The sequence below is a fragment of the Ruegeria sp. B10 genome (assembly GCF_056539825.1).
Genome location: NZ_JBQFVP010000026.1, coordinates 1 through 21212 on the forward strand (window position 1 = coordinate 1; position 21212 = coordinate 21212).

General features: G+C 50.1%; 23 protein-coding genes. 10 read left to right on the forward strand and 13 right to left on the reverse strand.

Going from position 1 to position 21212, the window contains the following annotated elements; genetic code table 11:
• Positions 1-264 precede the first annotated feature (264 nt).
• Both ACR0J4_RS22760 and ACR0J4_RS22765 read right to left on the reverse strand, forming a co-directional pair.
• A complete protein-coding gene (locus tag ACR0J4_RS22760; RefSeq protein ID WP_170644364.1) occupies positions 265-708 on the reverse strand; it encodes a hypothetical protein in 444 nt (147 codons plus the stop codon).
• A gap of 37 nt (positions 709-745) precedes the next feature.
• Positions 746-1114 (reverse strand): antibiotic biosynthesis monooxygenase family protein, encoded by a 369-nt coding sequence (locus ACR0J4_RS22765; RefSeq protein WP_170644366.1) that lies wholly within the window; start codon positions 1112-1114, stop codon positions 746-748.
• Between the two features lie 103 nt (positions 1115-1217).
• Here ACR0J4_RS22765 and ACR0J4_RS22770 point away from each other — a divergent pair, with 103 nt between their 5' ends.
• The 3 genes from ACR0J4_RS22770 to ACR0J4_RS22780 all read left to right on the forward strand — a co-directional run bounded on the left by ACR0J4_RS22770 (position 1218) and on the right by ACR0J4_RS22780 (position 3825).
• Positions 1218-1706 (forward strand): MarR family winged helix-turn-helix transcriptional regulator, encoded by a 489-nt coding sequence (locus tag ACR0J4_RS22770; RefSeq protein ID WP_170644368.1) that lies wholly within the window; start codon positions 1218-1220, stop codon positions 1704-1706.
• A gap of 246 nt (positions 1707-1952) precedes the next feature.
• Complete coding sequence (locus ACR0J4_RS22775; RefSeq protein ID WP_170644371.1) at positions 1953-3074, forward strand: linear amide C-N hydrolase; 1122 nt, start codon at positions 1953-1955, stop codon at positions 3072-3074.
• A 292-nt stretch (positions 3075-3366) separates the two neighbouring features.
• A complete protein-coding gene (locus tag ACR0J4_RS22780; RefSeq protein ID WP_170644373.1) occupies positions 3367-3825 on the forward strand; it encodes a hypothetical protein in 459 nt (152 codons plus the stop codon).
• A gap of 377 nt (positions 3826-4202) precedes the next feature.
• Here ACR0J4_RS22780 and ACR0J4_RS22785 read toward each other — a convergent pair whose 3' ends face one another.
• A complete protein-coding gene (locus ACR0J4_RS22785; protein WP_170644375.1) occupies positions 4203-4595 on the reverse strand; it encodes a hypothetical protein in 393 nt (130 codons plus the stop codon).
• A 417-nt stretch (positions 4596-5012) separates the two neighbouring features.
• Here ACR0J4_RS22785 and ACR0J4_RS22790 point away from each other — a divergent pair, with 417 nt between their 5' ends.
• Both ACR0J4_RS22790 and ACR0J4_RS22795 read left to right on the forward strand, forming a co-directional pair.
• A complete protein-coding gene (locus tag ACR0J4_RS22790; protein ID WP_480668830.1) occupies positions 5013-6038 on the forward strand; it encodes a tetratricopeptide repeat protein in 1026 nt (341 codons plus the stop codon).
• An 8-nt stretch (positions 6039-6046) separates the two neighbouring features.
• Complete coding sequence (locus ACR0J4_RS22795; RefSeq protein ID WP_170644380.1) at positions 6047-6496, forward strand: hypothetical protein; 450 nt, start codon at positions 6047-6049, stop codon at positions 6494-6496.
• Between the two features lie 246 nt (positions 6497-6742).
• Here the strand turns inward: ACR0J4_RS22795 and ACR0J4_RS22800 are convergent, their stop codons facing one another.
• Positions 6743-7687 (reverse strand): SdiA-regulated domain-containing protein, encoded by a 945-nt coding sequence (locus tag ACR0J4_RS22800; RefSeq protein WP_480668831.1) that lies wholly within the window; start codon positions 7685-7687, stop codon positions 6743-6745.
• Between the two features lie 204 nt (positions 7688-7891).
• Between ACR0J4_RS22800 and ACR0J4_RS22805 the strand changes: the two genes are divergently transcribed.
• Positions 7892-8650 (forward strand): DUF4956 domain-containing protein, encoded by a 759-nt coding sequence (locus tag ACR0J4_RS22805; RefSeq protein ID WP_170465773.1) that lies wholly within the window; start codon positions 7892-7894, stop codon positions 8648-8650.
• On the opposite strand, the gene ACR0J4_RS22810 is transcribed toward ACR0J4_RS22805, so the two are convergent.
• The 9 genes from ACR0J4_RS22810 to ACR0J4_RS22850 all read right to left on the reverse strand — a co-directional run bounded on the left by ACR0J4_RS22810 (position 8651) and on the right by ACR0J4_RS22850 (position 15971).
• A complete protein-coding gene (locus ACR0J4_RS22810; RefSeq protein WP_170747443.1) occupies positions 8651-9520 on the reverse strand; it encodes a metallophosphoesterase in 870 nt (289 codons plus the stop codon).
• Positions 9521-9581: 61 nt separating this feature from the next.
• Positions 9582-11015 carry a hypothetical protein gene (locus tag ACR0J4_RS22815; protein ID WP_170644386.1) on the reverse strand — a complete coding sequence of 478 codons (1434 nt, stop codon included), beginning with the start codon at positions 11013-11015 and terminating at the stop codon, positions 9582-9584.
• Positions 11016-11034: 19 nt separating this feature from the next.
• Positions 11035-11679, reverse strand: a complete 645-nt coding sequence (locus ACR0J4_RS22820; protein WP_170644388.1) for a protein-tyrosine phosphatase family protein — start codon at positions 11677-11679, stop codon at positions 11035-11037.
• Between the two features lie 120 nt (positions 11680-11799).
• Positions 11800-11973 carry a hypothetical protein gene (locus ACR0J4_RS22825; RefSeq protein ID WP_170355752.1) on the reverse strand — a complete coding sequence of 58 codons (174 nt, stop codon included), beginning with the start codon at positions 11971-11973 and terminating at the stop codon, positions 11800-11802.
• Positions 11974-12373: 400 nt separating this feature from the next.
• Positions 12374-12922 carry a hypothetical protein gene (locus tag ACR0J4_RS22830; protein WP_170644390.1) on the reverse strand — a complete coding sequence of 183 codons (549 nt, stop codon included), beginning with the start codon at positions 12920-12922 and terminating at the stop codon, positions 12374-12376.
• A gap of 121 nt (positions 12923-13043) precedes the next feature.
• Complete coding sequence (locus tag ACR0J4_RS22835) at positions 13044-13406, reverse strand: hypothetical protein (RefSeq protein ID WP_170644391.1); 363 nt, start codon at positions 13404-13406, stop codon at positions 13044-13046.
• A 301-nt stretch (positions 13407-13707) separates the two neighbouring features.
• Positions 13708-14007 carry a hypothetical protein gene (locus ACR0J4_RS22840; RefSeq protein ID WP_170644394.1) on the reverse strand — a complete coding sequence of 100 codons (300 nt, stop codon included), beginning with the start codon at positions 14005-14007 and terminating at the stop codon, positions 13708-13710.
• Positions 14008-14542: 535 nt separating this feature from the next.
• A complete protein-coding gene (locus ACR0J4_RS22845; protein ID WP_170556641.1) occupies positions 14543-14887 on the reverse strand; it encodes a potassium channel family protein in 345 nt (114 codons plus the stop codon).
• Positions 14888-15017: 130 nt separating this feature from the next.
• Positions 15018-15971: a helix-turn-helix domain-containing protein gene (locus tag ACR0J4_RS22850; protein WP_170747445.1), complete on the reverse strand. Its 954-nt coding sequence runs from the start codon at positions 15969-15971 to the stop codon at positions 15018-15020.
• 78 nt (positions 15972-16049) lie between these two features.
• Here ACR0J4_RS22850 and ACR0J4_RS22855 point away from each other — a divergent pair, with 78 nt between their 5' ends.
• The 4 genes from ACR0J4_RS22855 (at position 16050) to ACR0J4_RS22870 (ending at position 21110) form a co-directional block, all read left to right on the forward strand.
• Complete coding sequence (locus ACR0J4_RS22855) at positions 16050-17387, forward strand: metal-dependent hydrolase family protein (RefSeq protein ID WP_170556639.1); 1338 nt, start codon at positions 16050-16052, stop codon at positions 17385-17387.
• 104 nt (positions 17388-17491) lie between these two features.
• Positions 17492-18301, forward strand: coding sequence for a DUF3299 domain-containing protein (locus ACR0J4_RS22860; RefSeq protein WP_170644398.1), 810 nt, complete (start codon positions 17492-17494; stop codon positions 18299-18301).
• Between the two features lie 540 nt (positions 18302-18841).
• Positions 18842-19327, forward strand: coding sequence for a DUF3124 domain-containing protein (locus ACR0J4_RS22865; protein WP_170554133.1), 486 nt, complete (start codon positions 18842-18844; stop codon positions 19325-19327).
• Positions 19328-19562: 235 nt separating this feature from the next.
• The gene (locus tag ACR0J4_RS22870) at positions 19563-21110 is read left to right on the forward strand and encodes an amidohydrolase family protein (RefSeq protein ID WP_170554136.1); all 1548 of its coding nucleotides are present in this window, start codon (positions 19563-19565) and stop codon (positions 21108-21110) included.
• The last annotated feature ends 102 nt before the right edge of the window (positions 21111-21212 follow it).

Consider the following 21212-nt stretch of genomic DNA (forward strand, 5'->3'; position numbering starts at 1 on the left):
ACCTTGCCACCCAAATCGCAGGGAGTCAGCGGCTGCAAACGACCCGAAAGCTGACGTTAATCAAAAATGCTTGGAAGACGGCTTCGAGCCCTTTGCAGACTTCTTGCCGCAACCCAGTTTTTGCAACCGCATCAGGCCGCTCGCAGCCCTAATCGGACATTCCAAACTGAACTTTGCAAATCCCTACAAGCGGACATAGCATTAGTTCGCTGCATTTGCTCGAATCTCGGCAATTTCGCCAGTGGTTGGACTAGCATCGAGCTTTCAGCGAGGCCTCTGAATTTTGCCGGTCATTCGCAAGCCATCACGAATGTTCAATCCCATCATCGTGAGGTTTGCTCCCCCAGCGATCAGTTCAATCACCTGAATCGTATAAAACGTGCTGTCGAATTCGCCAGCAGTGGCTTTGCCAGCCAGAAACCAAGCGGCCGGTACGAGGACTAACAAGCCGTTCAGCGCAATGATCGGCATACGGGTTTTCTTGGCTTTTGTAAGCGCATCCTTGCGTTTCCGGCCCATTGCCGTGCCCGATCCGCCAGCAATTGCCATTGCTGGAATTAGAATGAACATACCTTTAAGGATCAATGCTTTGACGGTTGCGACTGTTTCATGGGTCGCAAAGAGTTCGCTAACGACCGTCGATGTCCAAAAAAGCAGGATCATCACAAAACCGATGCCGCCAGCGATGGCGTGAATCTTTGTTTTCATTGCGGTTCCCTCAAATGGGCTTTTTCAAAGGGTTTTGTCAGGCCGTGCAACAATTTGGCACCGCAACCTTTTCGAACAGGTGGGGTGCTGTCACAGCGCTTGAGGGATAGTGGCTGAGCTGCTGCTGAAATTCGGGGATTGAAAACGCGGCGCGGGAATCTGCCACAGACTCCCAAATCGCGTAGTTCAGGTATATACTGCCCTCCCCAACGGCTTTGTGCAGTTGAGTGCTGATGTAACCCGGCTGCTTTTTCATCCATTGGGCATCGCTCCTCCAAGCTTCAACCAAGGCGTTTTGGTCATCGGGATCGACTGTGAAGAGATTGACGAGAACGACGGGTCCAGCGTCGATGCCCAATTGCCGTTCAATGGGAAACTCAGGGTCGAGCGGTTTGAAACTCACCATTTCGGTGCTCCTTGAAAGTGGATTCATTATGGTGTCATGTTGTCATATTTAGGAAGCACCAAACATAATGACAATACGTTGTCAAATGAAATGAGGAATCGACATGCCGGATGCGCGAAGGACTGAAGAAGGAGAAGCCGTGACAGCCTTGATACTGGATGTGTTTCGGTTGAACGGTCGATTGCAGCTTGCCGGTGATCGCCTCGTATCAGAACTTGGTCTAACAAGTGCTCGATGGCAGATTCTTGGTGCCATCGCCTATTCTGATCGACCGGAATCCGTTGCCTGGCATGCACGGACGATGGGCGTTCACCGGCAGGGCGTACAACGGATCATCAATGAATTGAGCAAAGAAGGCATGGTGGAGTTTCAGTCGAACCCACACCACAAGCGGGCGCACTTAGTCGTACTGACCCCAAAGGGGCAGGAGTTGTACGAAGCCGCGATTGCGAGACAAATCCCATGGGTGAATAAACTCTCAGAAGGCCTGTCGCCAGATGACATTGCGACAGCGCAAAATGTTGTTGGCTGTCTCAAGGCACGTCTCGAAGAAGCCGCAACGCGACTAGATCAGAGCCCGACCCAAAGTTGACACTCATACCGAGTGTAGCATCGGTCAATCTGGGCTCGTAGTCGACCTTCGCTACCTCTCGAATAATTGGCTGGAGGCAGCCCGAAGCAGACATTTCCGACTGGACTTTGCAAAGTCCGAAGGACGGAATAGGCGGACTTTCTCGCCTATTTAGAGATCATGCAAACGTCATTCAACTTGAGAACCGGTGTGGTAGCTTGGTCGAGTGAGTTCATGAGATCAGATCAGTCCAATTGGAGAACGACCATGCGTCATTTCAAGTTACTTCGAACATTGCCGAAAGCGACCATAGCCTTTGTGGCTTCAGTATCGATGGCTTGGGGATGTACTGGCATCATGTTGACGGGGCAGGATGGAAGCATCGTTCGCGCTAGGACCGCCGAGTGGGGGCCATTCGATCTTGAGACAAAGATCAACATTATTCCCGGAGGTTTCACGTATTCCGCAGGCGGAATGCCAGATGGGCAAGACGGAGCAAACTGGACGGGTCGTTTTGGGATGGTCGGTATCAGCATGTTGGATCATGGGGCTCCCGCAGATGGGATCAACGAAGCCGGATTGACCGCCGGACTGTTTTATCTGCCCGGCTTTACCGAGTATCAGGACTACGATCCCGACCTAGCTGACAACACGATCCCCGGCGATTTGCTCGCCAGCTATGTTCTTTCCCAGTTTGAGACGGTTGAAGAGGTTGCCACCGGGTTGGCGAATGTCCGTGTGGTCGGGGTCGTGGATGAGACTCTCGGTTTTCCCTTCCCATTTCATATGTTGGTTGCTGACCGGTTCGGCGGAAGGATCGTTGTAGAGTACATTGATGGCGAACTGACGATTTTCGATGCTCCGCTTGGGGTGATCACCAATTCGCCAAACTACGATTGGCACATGACCAACCTAAACAACTACGTAAACCTGTCAGCACTCGGGCTTCCGGAAGTTGAGGCAAGCGGCGTGACCTTCGCGCCCCTTGGCGCCGGGAGCGGCATGATAGGGCTGCCTGGTGACTTCACACCCCCATCCCGCTTTGTCCGTGCAGTCGCCTTTTCACAGACAGCGCGGGAAACGCAAGGTGGCTATGACACCGTGCGCGAGGCGTTCCGTATTCTGGACAACTTCAACATTCCTGCCGATGCCGCTGAGGGTGCCCAAGACGACGTACAATCGGATGACCTGCTTTATAGCGCAACACAGATCACGACCGCTGCGGACTCTCTGAACCTCGTCTACTACTATCACACGATGTACGACAGAACGGTGCACATGGTTGATATGAAGCAGATTGACTTCGAAGCTATGGGAGACGAGATGATCAGCTTTGAAACTAGCGGTGATCGCGAACCCACGTTGGTCGATGTGACCCCAACGAATTGACGCAATACCACGCGGGCCGTGGCGGCATCACCGCTGGCTGCGGCCCAATACAACTTCGGAATAGAGAGTTTGCCGCTCCAGCGAATAAGCGGCGTTAGGATCTAAGTCGCGTTCGCCATTATTCGCACTATTGACTGGAGGCAGCCCGAAGCGGACCTTCATCACCAAGCTTTGCAATCTCTGAGATGCGGGACGAAGCTGACTTTTCAGGTCCGGCTATGCGTTCCTTTCCTAGCAATAAATTTCGTAGGCTCTATCATGCTGGCTTTGCCCCATTGTCGAAGGAAACAACATGTTGCGTTCAATGCTAATCCCCGCAGTTCTCATTGCACCTCATTGTCTGACTGCTGCAGAGAAAGTGTCGGCAACGAACTTCTATGTCGTCAACCAAGAGCAAATTTCCGCGGGCGAGGACGTGTTCTGGAAAGAGGACAACTATGGGACTTATACCGTTGACGAGGGACCAATCGATCCTGGTTTTGTCCGGTGCGTGGGCTCGGGTTTCGGCGGACCCAGCGGTGTCAGCGGCGGTGGCGTCTGTGTTTATGGTGAAGAAGAGGACACGTTCACCATGAGATGGGAGGTTGTTGCCTTCGGCGTCAACAACTGGCGGATAGTTTCCTCTACCGGCAAATATTCGGGGATGACTGGAAGTGGAACGACCAAAACACGTGTGGCGTCAAAATTCCTGGCGCTACCGCACCGTATTTCTGACTGGGAAGGCGAGGTTGCCTTGCCCGCTAGGGATTGAAACTCGAACTGAAATGGTCGGGGATGATGCTGATTTGAAAGGTTGGCAAAGCCCGCATTGGGCTCGCTGCTGTCGTTCGCTGTGATCTGTCCGAGGGACTGCTATGCGGACGAAGCTGACATCGGTTCGAAACCAAGAACAACACTTCAATAGCTGCCGTAGTAACGAAGCATCCTGCTTATCGGGGCACACAGTTGCATTCACCAATGGTCGTTAGGCGAACTGCGCAATTCCCGAGGTCGCACATTGAACGCCTCTGGGCTGCCTTTGGCGTTTAGCCTGGCAACACTAGCAAAGTCGAAATGAAGACTGATGAGGTTTCTGATCTTCTGCGCATTTCAGGCAAAAGTAGTAATCAAAATTCAGAAGGTGGATTTTTATCCGACAGGTGACCAGCTGAGATCGTTAGCTCTGTTTGGAGCTACCATGAACATCATGACCCTCGATACTTGTTCCTCACTGCGACCAGCATCGCGTACCAAGTTAAGAATTGCATATTCAAGATTAGCCGCATCGTCTTCGCGTTTGTCGATCATCGCTGATATAAATTCATGGGCCAAGTTCTTTGGTTCGATAAAGGCTTCTGCGCGCGTCAGACTCAACTCGCTGAGCATAAATTCCAGCAAGAAAGCGACTTCGTTCTGCCGCTCGGGTGAACTTTCAGCGAACGACAGTTCCAAAAGTCTTCCGTGTGTTTCTGTCAGAATAACGTTCAACGACAACGGTTCTTTGGCATCAGACTTCCGTGGCTTTGCCAGGAACGCTTTCAATCGATCAAGGACGATCGGAACTTCCTTCCTTCATGTTATTGAGGCACAAGCGGTGCGACATTGAAGTCTCGCAAAATACCAGCATTTTCACCAGCACGGTGTATTGCTTTTGCGGCCTTGAAACTTCGCCCGCCAACCGTGCTCGTGAATAGCAGGAGAAACTTATTCGGCGAGCCGGCACGGAGCAAAAGACAGGAACAAGTGTGTCTTTTCAATAACCTTAAGAGCAATCACACTCAAGAAACAAAATTTGTTGTTGGGTGAGTTGTTATGGTCACTAAAGATGATCGCAACTCAGATTAGCTTTCCAAAGGCCCAAGAATGCGAAGAACTATCCTTTCCTCTATCCTTGTTATGCTTGCCGGTATTGCTCATGCACAAACACCCGAGTGCAACAGACTCTGTTCCCGAGACTTTATGTTCAGTCTCGAATCCGGGTTCGATGTTATTACTCTTGTTGCTGATGGCGAGCATGCCAACGGGTTTATGGAAGACGGAAGAGTGCCACTGATCTGGGGGGCACTGGATCCGGACGATGAGGATGCAATCTACTTCACATCCTCACTCTTATTCGCAGGCGGCGACGTACATGCCCGTGACAAGAAATACGGACAGACCCCGTTGCATTGGCACATGGGTCGAACTGGTGGTCCATTGGAGGAAGTCGTCGCTATGTTTCTTGAGAAACAGGCCAGTGTGCTCAATAAGGATAAATTCGGATACTCTGTACTCGATTTCGCTAGTGGTAACGTGAATCCCGAGGTCTTAGGACTGACAGGCCTGCCATACGTGAGAGATGAGATTGCGGATATGATCCGTGAAGCAGCGGAGAACGAAGTCGCATATCGCAATGCTGTGGACATGCATAACAACGAAGTAGGTGGTGATGTGCCAATGCTAGTGCTTAAGGGCATGGCGATAGAAGGCTTCTCTCCGGCACAGTTTACTTATGCTGTTTTTCTTGAAAGCCGGGGAGATGACGCGACTGGTTCAGATAATGACGAGGACCGCTTCTGGTTTGAAGAGTCTTGGGAGCCCGGCAGCACTGATTCAGATATTGACCAAGCCCTTTACTGGTTTGAAGAGTCTGCGAATTCTGGCTTTATCCCATCAATTTATCACCTCGGATCTAGTGCCTACAAAGGAACAAGCCTCGTGGAGCAAAATGATGCATTGGCGCATATGTGGCTCTCTCTTGGAGCACGAAAAGGTGATACGAAATCCCAGGCGCTTCTCAGCTTGATGCATGCCAACGGGAGGGGGGTTGAGAGGGACATTCAGAAAGGTTTGATGTGGATGATCATCTCTCTTCGGTTTGGCGAGAACGAACCGGAGAGAGAGAGACTTAGCCATCAGATGGTATCCGCCCTTTCACATGAAGAGGTCATAGAAGCCGAGAAAATGGCCAAAGAGTGCATCATGGGCTTCTTTGAACACTGCTGAGGAAAAAGATGAAAACCACTATAAAGCTGTGCGCCGTTGTCTGTTCATTTGGCGCTTCTGTCCAAGCTGAGGGGGCTTGGCCTCCAGAGCCATTCATTCGAGACCGTGAGCCACACGTTCTGAGGATCGACGCAGATACTGTGCTCTGTGAGGTCCAGTGGGATGGTCATAGAGAGAATGGAGAAATTCTGGATATTGCGCCCGAGGCCGACTTCTATATCGAGAATGTCTTGATACCTATGTCAGGAGAGATTGTATTTATCCACTCTGACCCTGTTCAGGTGTTCGGGCCAACGCAGCATTTTGTATACATCGAAGATGGCGTAGAAGTAGAGCTTACGCTTTTCGGACATGTTTCAGATACTGGGGATAGGCTCCTTGAGCTCAGCGAAGTAAGACACTTGTCCTTTGAAGATAAAGCCAGGAATGATTTCTGGGGCCGTCTTTTTTGCCCTTAAAGGACTTGTAACGATCTTTAATGGGCCTCTGTTTGTCGGATTTTTTCAAGCACGGCCCTTTTTCCTTTTTGGCGATGACGCGAATGAACCGTTGCTCAATGATACAGCAAACTCGCTTTTTCTTCCGCTTCGGGCTCAAAGCGGACCTTAGCTGCACCAGGCCTGAATGACGGCGCTGCGGAAAAAGCGGCCATTTCCTTTTTGTACAATTGAATGCGACAAGCCAATGCGAGTTTGTTTCGGGAATCAAACTTGCGGTAAGACAAATGCGTAGAGGCGTGACTTTTTTCCATCATCGGTCAAGATGTATAGAACGCCACCACTTTCATCCAAAGCTATCCCCTCAGGGTTCTTCACTTCCTTTACTTCATCCTTTTTGGAGTAAATTAAGTCGATAGTTTTGACCGTCAGAACTTCAGGATCAAAAACGAATATTCGGCGCCCTTCATCGCTGAGTATCCATAAAGACTTGGTCTCGCCGGACCAGGCGATCCCGCTGATGTCTAATTCGTCATCGTCGGCACGAGATGAAACAAAACCAGCTTCAGTCGTTAATGGAACTACTCCAATAATTTCATCAATTTCCGAGGAAATGACGAGCAGAAGCCTTGGCTGGCCCTCAATGACTACGAATACTTGCCCAGAGTCTTGATCTACAGTGATCCCTTCCGGTCCCTTGTTCAAAGGGTTCTCAGCAAGCATTTCCGCAACTTTGCCGTAGCCCCTGAGTGAAGAAAGTGGAGTAGAATTGACTTTGATTGGGTCCGTAGGTTGGACCGTTACAATAGATCGGTCAGTTTCTTGTAACAGCAATACAGACCCATCATTTCTTCCAGCGACACCTTCCAAGTCTGCACCTAGATGTTCTGGAAGTTTGAACGAATTCTTTAGCTCTCCATCTACTCCCAGAAGGTGCAGCTTCGATGCTTCATCGCTTACTGCCCACAAGAATCCCTGAACACTGGAAAGCGACAATCCGGATGGCTCAGAAAAGCCCTCTGATTTGTCTGCCACTTTGTAAGACTCAATAAGTTCCAACATATCAGTCTGCGCTCTCACTGGGCTGGTTAACGCCAAAGTGTTGGCGACCACAGCAAGGCTCGCGCAAATTACCTTCGCTACTCTTCGTTTGTGCCGGTCATTTGATTGGTTCATTCGAGATAAATCTGCGCTTGTGTGGATCTGGTTCATATTCGATCAAAAATCGATGTTGTCCAACCTAACACAGTATTTTGCGGAAGTATGATGTTTGATCCCGCAAGGCTTTACCGAATGTAAATTCATAGGGTTGAATTAGTTTATGGGCGTGCGACTTGGTCGAGAGGTGTGGAGTGATTGCTTCAAGTTACGCACTTTGGAGCGACTATTCGACGGTACAGCGGGAGGGAAAGACTTTTGAGTAAGCTGTTTTCAATAGCATCGGTCCTTTCGGCCGTGCTTTTGCCTAGTATTGGCTATTCTCAAATTGATCCTGCTTCCTTGCTCGCAGGAACGTCCGAATCAGAGATAGTGATTGAAAGAGGCTGGACTCAGTTCCGCGGCAAGCAGGAACTCTACTTTTTCACGCTAGACGTCATTGTAACGATCATTTTGACCGCTTTGATTGTTTATCATCCCGTTCGACGTAAAGCACGCCGAAGTGTCAGCGATCTGGTTATGCCCAGACTGTTCTTCCTTTACGCGCTAATTGGAATGGCTGTGGGATTCCTGGTAGTCCAGCACGGGTCAATGATTGGGTTCGTTATTTTTGGCATCGGCGCGTTGCTCAGGTTCCGCTCCAATCTGGATGATCCGGTCGATACAGTCGAAATGATAATCGTAACGGTTCTTGGTCTTGCCGTCGGTTTGGGCTTACCGCTGATGGCCACTCTGGTGGCGATTGTGTGTTGGTGCTTCATTTGGCTCGGAGGGCGAAACAAGGGCGTGGAAGTTTCGCTCAAGGCTTCGGATGAAGAACACTCATTGAAAGTCAGCCGAGACATTGAAGCCATGGCCGCAGACGCTGGCTGGAAGCTTGTCAGAAAACACCACGTCCCAGGAAAATCTCGCGTTTCGTTGCTTTTCATCACCTCGGGAGGACTTTCAGAAGCCCGGATAGAAGAGATGGTAAACGATCTGGTCCCAGAAAAAGTCGAACTGAAACTCAACCTCTAGTCATTTCACAAGGTCTAATCGTTTCAACACCGCATTCGGAGATCTGATCTCTTTCGGGAGCGACTTGAAGTTTACCGACCTTTCGAAATCAGGCCCTCGATATACTGCTATCCCAAACTCTCCGTTCGGCTGGAACTTAACATGAGTGAAGCTGTGAGGTGATCTGGCGCTATCGCCAATAAGCCGACGCGGACCACCTCCCAAACAAGCTTGAGAGACGTAGGCCACACCGTCTTTCCAACCGGGATAGAAGGCATGATGGTGGCCTGACAGGTGCAGAACGACACCGCTTTCCAGGTAGATTTTCTCAAGTGTTGAGTCACCGATGATTTCGCGTTCGCGCTGGATCGCGAAGGGCCAAAGCGGAAGATGACTGAAAGTCACAATCGGGTCTCCATTTGCACCCAGTTCCACAAGTCGGTCCTGTTGATCACCGGATAGCGGCCCTAAGGTCGTAGCATCCAAAGATGCAAACGTTACGCCCTGCATCTCAAACGCGTAGAAGAACGGGTAGTCATCCGAAACCAGAAAGTCGACGTCTGGTTTTCTTGGTTCCCATTCTTCTGCGTATATTTTTCTTTCACGCTCGAACCCACGGTACGCAGAGGCATCATGGTTCCCAGGCGTGACCGCAAATGGAATGCCGGCAGCCTCTAAAGGGTCTGATACGGCCTCGTGAAACGCCTTCCACATCTCCCTGACCTGTTTGTCGGATAAGTTGGGGATGCGCTGTCCCGCAACCATATCTCCGGTCGAAATAACCAAATCGGGATCAATCTCGACTATCCGCTCAATCGCTTTGTCGACGCGGGCATCGTATCTTACCGAACCATAGCTTCCGTTCAGATCCGATATGACGATAACATCCAATGCCACCGCTTTGCAGGCGATCAGAGCGGTCCAAATGAACGCCGTAAAAAGGGTGGAAAGCTTACGGGGCATTACAGTCCACTGCCTCTACCTCGGTGTCGTTTCTCAAAAAGAATGCGACAGGATCCAAGTCGAACATTAAATCACCATTAGAACAATTGTCCTGGAGAATGGACGTTGCCAGCTCGGTGTTTTTCACAACTTGGGCAATCTGACTGTCTGATAACCCAAAGCTTTGCGATAGCCAGTCATAGACCGGGCCTTGGGTTTGAAGGTCACTATTCAATGTAACCAAGCGCCGGTACGTGCTTGGAGAGAAGTGGCGAATTTTCTCCAGCATTTGAGTAGATTTCGCGAAGTTGGCATACTCGACACGCCCGCCGGCATCGTTGTCGTTTAGATTGCTGCGACGGATCAATAACGCGTCGGCGGGAACGTCTCCATCGTTTGGCTCATGGTGCTTGGCTTTCTTCTGCTTCAGTTTTCCGTCTTCGACCCAATACCAATAGGGTGTGAAGTCTATGTTTCCTACGCGGTCCTGCTGGCTAAAGATGAAGTCGAGGAGAACAATTTCGGAGAGTTCTTGCATCCAAAATGCCATCTGTTGGTCGCTGACATCGGGACCGAGATCCTTGTTGATCATCCGGTCTTTTCTGCCTTCTCCGACGCCCTCTGCGATTGCCTCTGACAATGGTTTTGAAGAACGCAAAGCCAAGAAAGCGGGGGTTTCCTGAAAATCGCGGTTCTGACCTTTCCCCCAACCAGATTTACGGGTGCCGTTGATTTCCGAGCCGTATCGATGCCCAGGGCTATCAAGCAGCACACCATATATTTGCGTTCGATCTGCGGTGAACAGATCGTCGGTTGGCTGGTATGAGTTCGGGTCAGCATCCGCAGCTGCGAAGACCCGCCAGCCTTCGTGGTTCATGCGCCCGCCATGAGAGCCACCAGAAATCGCAAGGCCAGGCTCGGCGACCTCGGAGAAATGCGCCTGGGCGTCCATGCTACGCCAAACGGCGACTGGAACTTTGACAGTCGCGTCGAAATATCTGGAGAAATGATAGTAAAGCAGTGAAGACGTGGAAAACGTTCCACTGGTGCCTTTTTGGTTCATGGTGGACTTGAATTTAGCCACCCTGTCCATGGCCAGATCTTTTGCTGCCTTCCCCTCTTTGCAAGCGTTTCTCTCGAATTCAGAACGGTTCCCCATGTAAGGTCCTTCCGAAATATTGTAGACGGCCATTCCTGGGCTGGTGCTCCAGGTTTTCGGGCAAATGGCAATTTCGGAGGCATAGAAATCGATCTCGCAATAGGCAGTTTCTTCTTCAAGATCGCTGTTCTTGTACTCGCCCGTTGGAACTTTTTCGATCCGAATACAGCGTTCCATAACACCATTGGGACTATCAAATGTCGTGGCTTCACCTAGAACATCGTCGTTCGCCCACAAGACAGTGGGTGCAATGAGAGCAAGTGACCCCAGAAGATTGAACTTCATTTGGATAGTCCTCCCGGTATCATTTAGGGCAAATCGCTGCCTGTTGTTCGGTGGAGATTTTCAACTTGGGGTCGACACTAAAGTTGGAGAATTTTGAGTCGATCCACTGGTCGCACCCGCCTGAACATGGGGCCCCATTTCGGGCATCATTCCAATATTCCTTGGCCCTTTCTTCTGTCCAACCGCAAAACTGAACGAGCGCCATCGCCGACAATGCACCTGAGGAATGAACCCCCCACATACAGTGCACCAGAACAGGGCCCTTTCCAGGGTTTTCAATCACCTCGTGTATGGACGCCATGACAGCACCGGGTCGGGAGGATCTGGCGCTTTGATAGTCAAGGGACCCGTTTCCACAACTGGTGCGACCGTATTCGGTGTTTTTGCCAAAGTCGGCATAAAAACCGGTTGAAAACCCTTCATTGCACAGAGTTTCGCGTTGACCTTCACTCAGGCCAGTTCGATCCTTGTCGCCGCCCTTGAAACCGGATCGATACAACACTCCGCTTAAGACTGGGCGAAAGAAAGCGACACCATCAATGCCTCCGTCACCCCCCTTTGAAAGCATTTGACTGTTGGTTGGACCGCCATTTCGACTGGTCACGTCAGAGTTCGCAGCGGTTGCGAGAAAACCAATGAATATGAGGGACGCAAAAAACCGCATGCCAACTCCTTTCTATTCTTGAACCTCTGATGCCCAAACCTTTGCGACCTGATAGTCTCTCGGAAAGGCTAATTCACGACGACCATATCAAGTGGGCAGTTAGCTTTCCGCTGTGGAACTTTAAATAGGCCACACCAGATTGATGATAACGACGACCACGAAGTAGGCTAGAAAAACTTTCCAATTCCATTGGTGCTTGTTTTCTTCGTTGATCACGCCAGCCGATTTCAATGCCAGGTTAGTGATGATCAAGGCGACTACGATGACCGCCGCGTGTGCCAGGTCGAAATGCAAGTTTGAGCTCCTTCTTCAAGATTTGGGATTGATGGAAATTTGTCAGCAGTCACCTGATGGCAGCATAGCTACTTCTGAGTACCTTCCCTCAGACGTCGTAATCCGAGCACATGCACCAGTATCCTTGTTAAACCAGTACGAGGTCAGACCTTCGCTTCGGATGAGTTCAAATCCGAGACTTTGGATGCCCATTTCAGCTTGGCCCGCTCTTGCCCCTTCAAATGACGAAAGATCGCTAGCGCTGCCCACAGTTGGTGCACTTGCATCCACCGATCCGTCACTCTCGTCGCATGCTGCAAGCGCAGCAGTACACGCCGTGCCGATCACCAAAAGGAACTTGGATTTCATCTGTTTTTCCTAGCTTCTTTGGGAATACATTTCCGGATTTCTGGTTGATCACCTATTCAATTCCGAAAATTACGTTGTAGTCGACGGAAGAGTTGCTGCGATTGATAACCTCCACAACATGATCACCAGATTGCCAAAGCTGCCCTCGATACTCCTTGTCCGCCGACATCAATCCCAACAGTTCAGAACCATCGGGGTTGCGAATAACGTAGCCCAAGGAGCCATTTCGCGGAGCAACGCGGACGTAAAGAAACTGTTCGTTTTTGGCACCCAGAACGTATTGCTGCGACGCTCCGGGCGCGAGTTCACCGACGAGTTCTGCGCCAGTTGAACCAGCATCAAATTTGACACGTTGGCTACTAGTAGATCCGGCTGCGCCTGCCATGGCTCCTCCTCCATCATCCATCGCCTCGACAACCGACATCTCGCCGATGCTTCCATCCTTGTACGCGATGCAGCGCCAAAGTGTTCCGCCTGCGTCTCGCAGCATGACGAGCGTACCAGCTTCCGAGAACTGAGAGCTTTCAATCGTTCCGGATTGACCGTCTGGTCCACCAACCTGCCGCAAATGGTCGATACAAGCGTCGTCTGCTTCAGACATTGCAGAAGCAGCTGTGCCCGCGATTGCGAACATGGGTGTGAAGAGTTTGATTAATAAGGGTTTCATCAGATGGTTCCGTGTTAGCTTGTTCTTACAGTTTTGTTCCGTACAAAGTGGAGCTTCACTTCGCTTCTTGTAACTTTGACAGAAACTCATCGCATGCCTGTGCGCTACCGACGATCTCGCCCGTCGTTTCAATTCCTTGCAGTGATGCCATTTCGGAATTTACGCGGTTGAGGATCTGATCCGCTTGCTCGGCGGTGATCAGGTTCTCGGCTTGTGCTCCTTTCAATGTGGAGCAGACACCGGCGGACAAACCTGTCGCAACGCCTACACCCATCGCGGCCCCGCCACCCAAGGTCATCGCCCCAACCACACCTAAGACGAGCCCGATCACAATACCCAAGATCACTTTTCCCATGTTTTCCTCCTTTTTGGTGAGACAGAGCTCCGCCTTCACTTCTGGCGCAAACTGCGTGCCCATTTGCAAGTTAAGACCAATGCCAACAGGTTAAGCACGGGTGCAATCGCTGCGAACCACGGTTTGAATGGCTCTGAAACCAAGTCCGATACAAGTATCCAAGGCAATCCCAACGGCAAAAGGAACACCCCAGACAAAGGGTCTCTTTCTTGTTCAAACCAGCCAAATGTACCCGTCAAGAACACAAACAAAGCCAGCAGGTAAAAGATCGCGAATACGATGGTGGTTATTCTACAAACCAAGTCGAGTTTTCCGAAGAGCAAGCCAGTGTTGCGCGGCGGTGTTCAGCCGCGCACCAAATTGATCACAATGCGCCTTCGTCGCCCAGGAACTCGATACCAGCTGTCGCGCCATCACTGTACGCAATACAATTCCACGGGGCACGATCCTCGCCAACGCCGACGGTTACTTGTGTTCCCGCCTCGCTGAACGCAGACGACAGCACCACGACTTGCGAATTGTTCGTCGTATTGGCGACATCACGGAGGCATGCCTGCTGGGCCGGAGTGAGTTCTGATGACACAGTCGAGCTGCCAGTATCTTCACATGCTGCAACCGTCAGAGCCCCAAGTAGTACAGCGGTGGGCGTCAAAAACTTCTTCATTGTCGTTCCTTCTATGGTTCCAACTAATACTTGGCCAAAGACGCAATACAAAATCAACTATTTGATTGTGTCGAAGTTTCTGCGCAATAGCAGGTGCTAAACGGAAATGATCTCTTTCGATGGCGAGATTCTTTCTGGCGGAAGGTCCATTCAAGCTTCCGTTTTGGGCTCGAACCATACCGTATCTGAAGCACTCTCGAATGACGTTGACGCGGACAATGCTGCCGTCGGATGTCGAAAGATAGATGACCTCTCGCAGCCCAAAACGGACTTGGAATGCAAGAATTTGCAATTCTGGCTTAGCGGACAGAAGCTGGCGTTACCAAACCGAAGAAACAACTGAGACTGACCTGCCCGAAGACAGGCCAGCACCAGCTCCTTAAGCCTGTCTAGAAGCAGTAATTCGTTACTCGGAATTAAAGCTGCTAGAAGTCTAACGTTAACCACAGAGTGGGCATCATCGTCATACTTCCCAAAAAAATTGTGCCGAAGATGGGAAAACCTCGAGAAGGTCGGAAGCATGTTTCGTCAATCTCTAACCCTCTGACGACTTTTTCTCATCGTAGTCCCTAAGAAGGGCATGTGTGAATTGTACAAACAGTGTGATGAAAACTCCGACGCCTACAAAAATATACAACACGGTAAAGAGTTTTCCTGTGTCGGTTACGGGCGTTAGATCGCTGAGGCCGACGGTAGAAATAGTGGTTGCACTGAAATACAGCGCGTCCACCCAAGACCACCCCTCGACGCTGACATAAAACAAAGTTCCAGAGAGCAACAAGAGTATTGCAAGGATGAGCGCGCCTCGGAACCTAGGGCTACTCCACGAGCGGACAATCGCTTTTAAGAGCCTGAAGAAATTCAAATAAAGTGAAAACATTCCGCTTTCCCATCCCTAGTTCTGTTTAGTAGATGGTCGGGGTGACATTCCAATCCGTCAAGGCAACTCTGCTGTGTCGTACCCGCTATTGGTATTCAACGTCCTTCGACAGAACGAAAAAGGCAACTGGTCAAATGGGTGCAAAACACTTAGTTTGCTCTGAAGGTAGAACTCCATAAACACTTTTGTACAGGCTGCCAAATCGTCCCAGATCGGTGAATCCGTGAGCAAGCGCCACTTGCTTCACCATGGGTTTTGGCTTGGACGCCTGTACAAGTTTATCATGGACACTGGCCAATCTTTGAAGGGCAAAAAACCTTGCTGGTGTTTCACCCGTTACATCGCGAAACGCTGAGATTAATGTTGGGGCGCTTACCTCGGTTGCTCGACACAGATCCGCCACTGATGGCTTATTTGACAAGCCGGATGCGTAGTACTCTCTTGCTTTTGAGACCAAACCTTCTTTTTGAGACCAAGTCGCTTTGTTTGCACTCCCACTATTCACAGACATGGCAAAAATAATGGCCATCGTCCTTGTAAGACGCCCCTCCAATTCACTTTGCGTAGATTGACCATCGGTTAGGTTCAATATGCAGTTTAGTGTTCGTACCAATGTTGCGTGGCAATCAGAAGGCATATTCACAATGACCGTTGGTCCGTATAAATCTGATGCGTCTCTGCCGGAAAAAAGTTGAACTTCTTCGAGAAATCGTTGCAGGGGCACGCGACCACAAATAGAAAGTCGATTGCTAGCAATTACCTCGGTTTCTGAAGAGGTAAAATTAAAAAAAACGGATTTATCTTCCAACTGAGCGCCGCCGACCGTCCAAGACTCTGATGAGCAGATTGGAACAGTAAAGTTAGCAAAGTCTTCGTTTTGTAAAGTTCGTACCAGTGCTTTGGGCAGAAAGCGAACCCTAGACAAACGAGAGTGTCCTAACCGAGCGCCGTGAATTTGACCTTCGTCAGATCCCCTTCCCAATTGTATCACGTCACCATTAAAAACCGCACCCGACATAGCTTCTCGTACGGTTGCAGTGAAAAGCTCAGGTTTCCCTTCACCCAACTCCTTAAAAAAGTTCATATCGATTTTCCTCGGTGCATTGGCTCCAATCGGTACATTCAAGAAATCGAAGTCTGTGATATTCCTAAGGTGAGAGATATGCGCAAAATTTTATTTTCAACTTTCAGCGTGATAATCTCGGGTATGCTGGCGCCGCTGGTGAGCGCACAAGAGGATCCTGCAAAGACTCTCATAACCAATGTTCACATATTTGACGGGGTAAACGAAACGCGCATCGAGAATGCTAACGTTTTAATCGAAGATAATTTGATAACGGCTGTTTCCTCCGACCCAATCGAAGCCGAAAACGCGGTTGTGATTGACGGTGGCGGTCGCACGATGATCCCAGGTTTGATCGACGTCCATTGGCATACGACATATGCCTACACTCCTGCATCCGTTCTAATGTTGAATCAAGGCGACATGTCGGAAGTGGCCATTCGCAGTATGAAGGGGGCAGAAGAGACCTTAATGCGTGGGTTCACCACCGTTAGAGACCCCGGCGGAAATCCTTTTACGATCAAGAAACTGATTGACGCTGGTGAATACCCCGGTCATCGCATTTTGCCTTCCGGACCCTTCATGAGCCAAACGTCAGGCCATGCCGACTTTCACACGCTGCTTGAAAACCCAAGAAACTCCAACTCGGAACTGAGCTATTGGGAAAAAAACATGATGGCGATGATTTCTGACGGTGTACCTGAAGTCAGAAAGAGAACCAGAGAAATCCTCAAGTTTGGTGCTACTCAGGTCAAAATCACGACGGGTGGTGGTGTCTCTTCCCAATACGATCCGCTGGATGTGAGCGAGTATTCGGTCGACGAAATTCGTGCGGTAGTCGAAGAGGCAACGAACTTTAACACCTATGTTTTGGCGCATGTGATGACAGACAGAGGTATCCGTACCTCAATAGAAAACGGCGTGATGAGCATTGAGCACGGCTTCTTCGCATCAAGAGAAACACTGGAATTGATGAAGGAAAAAGGCGCTTGGCTCAGTCCTCAAGCGATGTTTGAGGCCGATATGGTTTGGGACAGCCCAGTTAGCGCAAAAAAGTGGAAACAGGTGACTGATGCTGTAGACGCGCTGTACCCAATGGCCGTCGAAATTGGCGTTAATCTCGCCTTTGGCACCGATCAACTCATGGATCCATCAAAGGCGTATCAACAGAGCGAATATCTTGTGAGGTTGGGAACTTGGATGACTCCTTATCAAGCGCTCAAGATAGCGACCTCTGAAAATGCCCGCCTAATGGAAATGAGTGGCCCCCGTCATCCCTACCAAGAAGGTCCACTCGGAGTTATCAAGGATGGCGCATACGCTGATCTGATCCTCGTGGACGGCAACCCGCTTGAAAACTTGGAGCTTGTAGGGGACCCACAAGAAAACTTCGACCTGATTATGAAGGACGGCGTCATCTATAAAAACGAGCTTTGAACTGCGTTTCGCTTGAAGCCCAGGTATCCATTAATGCCTTAAGCTGGCAGTTGATGACGAATTGACCAACATCCAAGTGTCCATACGGTTGAAAGGGACAAGTCATGAAGATTTGGAGAATAGTCTGTGTTGCCTCTTTGATTTCAACGTCGTTGTCCGCAGAAATCGCTGAGTTAGACTGGAACCAATTGATTGATGAAGAATCTCAGGAATACGTAGATCCTTTCAAAGAACTGACACCTGACCAGCTTAGTAATCTTGTTGAAGTCGTCCGACTAAAGCTCAGACTGGATAGTGGAGCCCATTCCGAAGATGTCCGCAAAAGTCTTGAAGCGAAAATTCTGGAAAATGAGACGCCGCTGCAAAAGGCTGGAATCGACATTGATTGGTTGATTGAACAACGATGGGTCGTTGCAGAGCGACGAAAGAAAGCCGCCACGGCTGGTAATCCAGAAATTGACGGAAAAGTCGTAAAGCTGGCGGGTTATGCGATACCCGCACCACCGGACCCTGATGGTACAAACGTCGCTTACTTGGTTCCGGAGAGAGGTATGTGCAGCCATACACCTCCACCGAACCCAAACCAGCTTATTCGTGTTCGATTGCCGGAAGATTGGTATCCAGAACGCTTTCACGAGCCAGTTCGTCTTACAGGGATAGTTTCTATTTCGCCGTCAGAGAGGACGATGAATTTCGTGGATGGGTTCGTTCCAATGAGAGCAACGTATTCATTTGAAGCTCAGTATGTAGAGGCAGGAGATGATCTCCCAGCCTATGGTTGGAAGTTCACTGACGCGGATGAGGTCAACGGTCCAAGCGCCACTGGAAAATTAGGTTCCGGGGCTGCAAAATTTGACGCGTCAAAATTGGCAAACTTTCGAGCCAAAGCTGCGCGTGAAGCAAATTCGAATTAAAAGTCGCCTGTCTTAAGCATATGGAAGCCAGTGTGTTGCGTGCTCAGACTATGGATAAAACAGAATGTCATGCAGCAATACTTAAATGAAATTGCTCAATACGATTACCGATCTGGCGCCCACCAAGCAATGAAGTGCTACTTGAAGTGCAGTCTGTGGCTGTGCAAAGTCAGCTTTCTGCGCACAGCGGTCATTAGAGCTTCGCGCGACGGCGAACTGGAGTTTGGTCCCACAGAGCTGCCTTAGGGGAATGCAAACCCGCAGCGATTTAGTTTCCGATAGGAGAGTAGATTGGAACAAGTGAGCGCCACTACAACGGTGTTCTCCTGATAATTCACATTATGTTAATTATATTTGATTATCTGTTATAACTAGTTTGAAGCCCGGCTTTTTTTGACAACAATATCTTAGGGCTCAATTCGGACGTTGAAAGAATTCCCCTTGATGTCTGTTGTGCGGACAAAGCGGACATATTCTTGCGCCGAATCTTGTCATCCGTATGCTCATTTTAACGACAGAAGAAACGGAGCATGCGCCTACATGAAGTTTTTCTCCAGCAGATCTTTCTGGTCATTCTCAATGGTTTTGGTTGCGTTGACGACCTTACCAAGCCTTTCATTCGCACAAGTTTCGGAGAGTGTAACATCTCAAGTCATCTATGTTCCTTCCTATTCGCGAGTTTTTACGCAGGAGGGGCGCAGCGAACCGCTCTCGTCTACCCTCGTTGTGCACAACATTAGTCTGCAATCAGAGATCAAAGTTGAGCGCGTCGAATATTACGACAGAGCGGGGCAGCTTCTGGAAACTCTCATAAATGAGCCCGTTCAACTGATGCCATTTGGGTCGATGAATGCGCTTGTACCTATTGGTAGTGTCGGCGACGGGATTGGTGCGAACTTCATAGTTACTTGGTCGGCAGAAATACCGGTACTACCCCCCATCGTTGAAGCAATCATGGTCGGTGGAAGCGGCACTCAAGGGATCTCGTTTACAAGTCGAGGTCAGGTGTTGTCACAAAAACCGTAGCTCCCATCATCACTCTTGCTTCGACATAGCCAACTTGACCGTCAAGTTAGTGCTTAAGCACCAGTGACCAGCTCTCTGCCACTGCGGCTGGATCTAGCTTTGGGTTTCAGGCTGACATTGGTGCATTTGCTCAGAGGGCTACTCAGGGCGGAAAGCAGACAAAGCAGACTTAGGCAAAATATTAAATTGATCTGTTCCTTCATCGCCTTACGCTGGGGACAGGGAGGATCAGGTCATGTACCGCACATTCGTTTCTGCAATTTTTGTGGCCATTGCCACGACCTGCTCGGCGCAGGATTACGATATAGTCATAACGAACGGGCGGGTCATCGATCCTGAGACAGGATTGGACGCCATCCGAAATCTCGGGATCAACGGCGGCGAGATATCCGCAATCTCCGAGTTCGCCATGGAAGGTTCGTTGGAGATCGATGCAACTGATCTTGTTGTAGCGCCAGGGTTCATCGATTTGCATGCACACGGCATGAACTTGGGCGACATGCGTATGCAGGCGATGCAAGGCGTAACAACTGTTTTGGAGTTGGAGTCCGGTATCCTACCTATTGCAGATTGGTATGCTGAAATGGAACGGCAGCAGACGCCACTGAACTATGGGGCGTCTGCCGCTTGGACCTTTGGCCGAATAGCTGCGTTCACAGGTGAAGGGCCTGTTGCCGAACTATCCTATTTTCAAGATGCGCAGAGGTTCGACGATTGGAAGACACAAATCGCTGATCCGCTTCGTATGGCGGAGTTGTTGGACTTAGTAGAGCAAGGATTGAAAGAGGGGGCATTGGGAATAGGCGTTAATGCAGGATACGCGCCTGGATACGGACAAAAAGAATACTTTGCTTTGGCAAATATGGCCGCTGACTATGGCGTGGCCACGTATACGCACGTGCGGTACGCATCGAATTTGGAACCGCAGGGGTCTTTTGAGGCAATAAAAGAATTGATTGCGAACGCCGCGCTTACAGGCGCACACATGCATATCTGTCATATCAACAGTTCTTCATTGGAAGACATCCACGCCACCCTTGATTTGGTAGAACGTGCGCAGGCTCAAGGCATTAACGTCACGGTAGAGGCCTATCCTTACGGTGCCGCGAACACCGTTGTAGGAGCCGCGATGTTCTCAGGAGACGGATGGCGAGAACGCATGAGCTCTACGGCACAGAACTTTCAACTGGGCTCAGATCGCATGACAGAACAAGAGCTCGCCGATTACCAGGACAACGAGCCTGGCACCTTTGTCACATGGCATTTCCTGGACGAGAACGATCCGGAAGCGCTTGCGCTATTGGATGCGTCCGTTACCCACCCAGCAGTCATGATCGCCTCGGATGCTGTGTTTTGGTCCTACTTCGACGAAAGCGGGTCAGTTCTGAACTATGAAGGGAGTGATTGGCCACTTCCCGAAAATGTATTCAGTCACCCGCGGTCGGCTGGAGCATTCACCAAAATCCTTCGGTCATATGTGCGCGAACGGGGTTTGCTGTCGCTCAAGGAAGCAATTGGAAAAATGTCCTTGATGCCAGCTCAAACGCTTGAGGAATTCGTTCCACAAATGAGAAAGAAGGGGCGTCTGCAAGTTGGAATGGATGCCGATATTGTCGTCTTTGACCCCAAGACAGTGGCGGATCTAGCCACATACGAAAACGCAAACCAACCCGCTGTTGGGGTGCAAGCCGTTCTCGTAAACGGCACGTTAGTTGTTGGTGATGGTGAACTCAAAATAGACGCTGACTCAGGTCAACCAATCCGCCGTAAGCTCGAAAGATAAGGTGACCGCTTTGGGCTCGAAGCGGAAGATTAACGGGAGATTCCGAAAGTCTGCTTGGGAGCGGCGAGCGGACGATCCCGCCCGCCTAAAAGGTTAAAGATC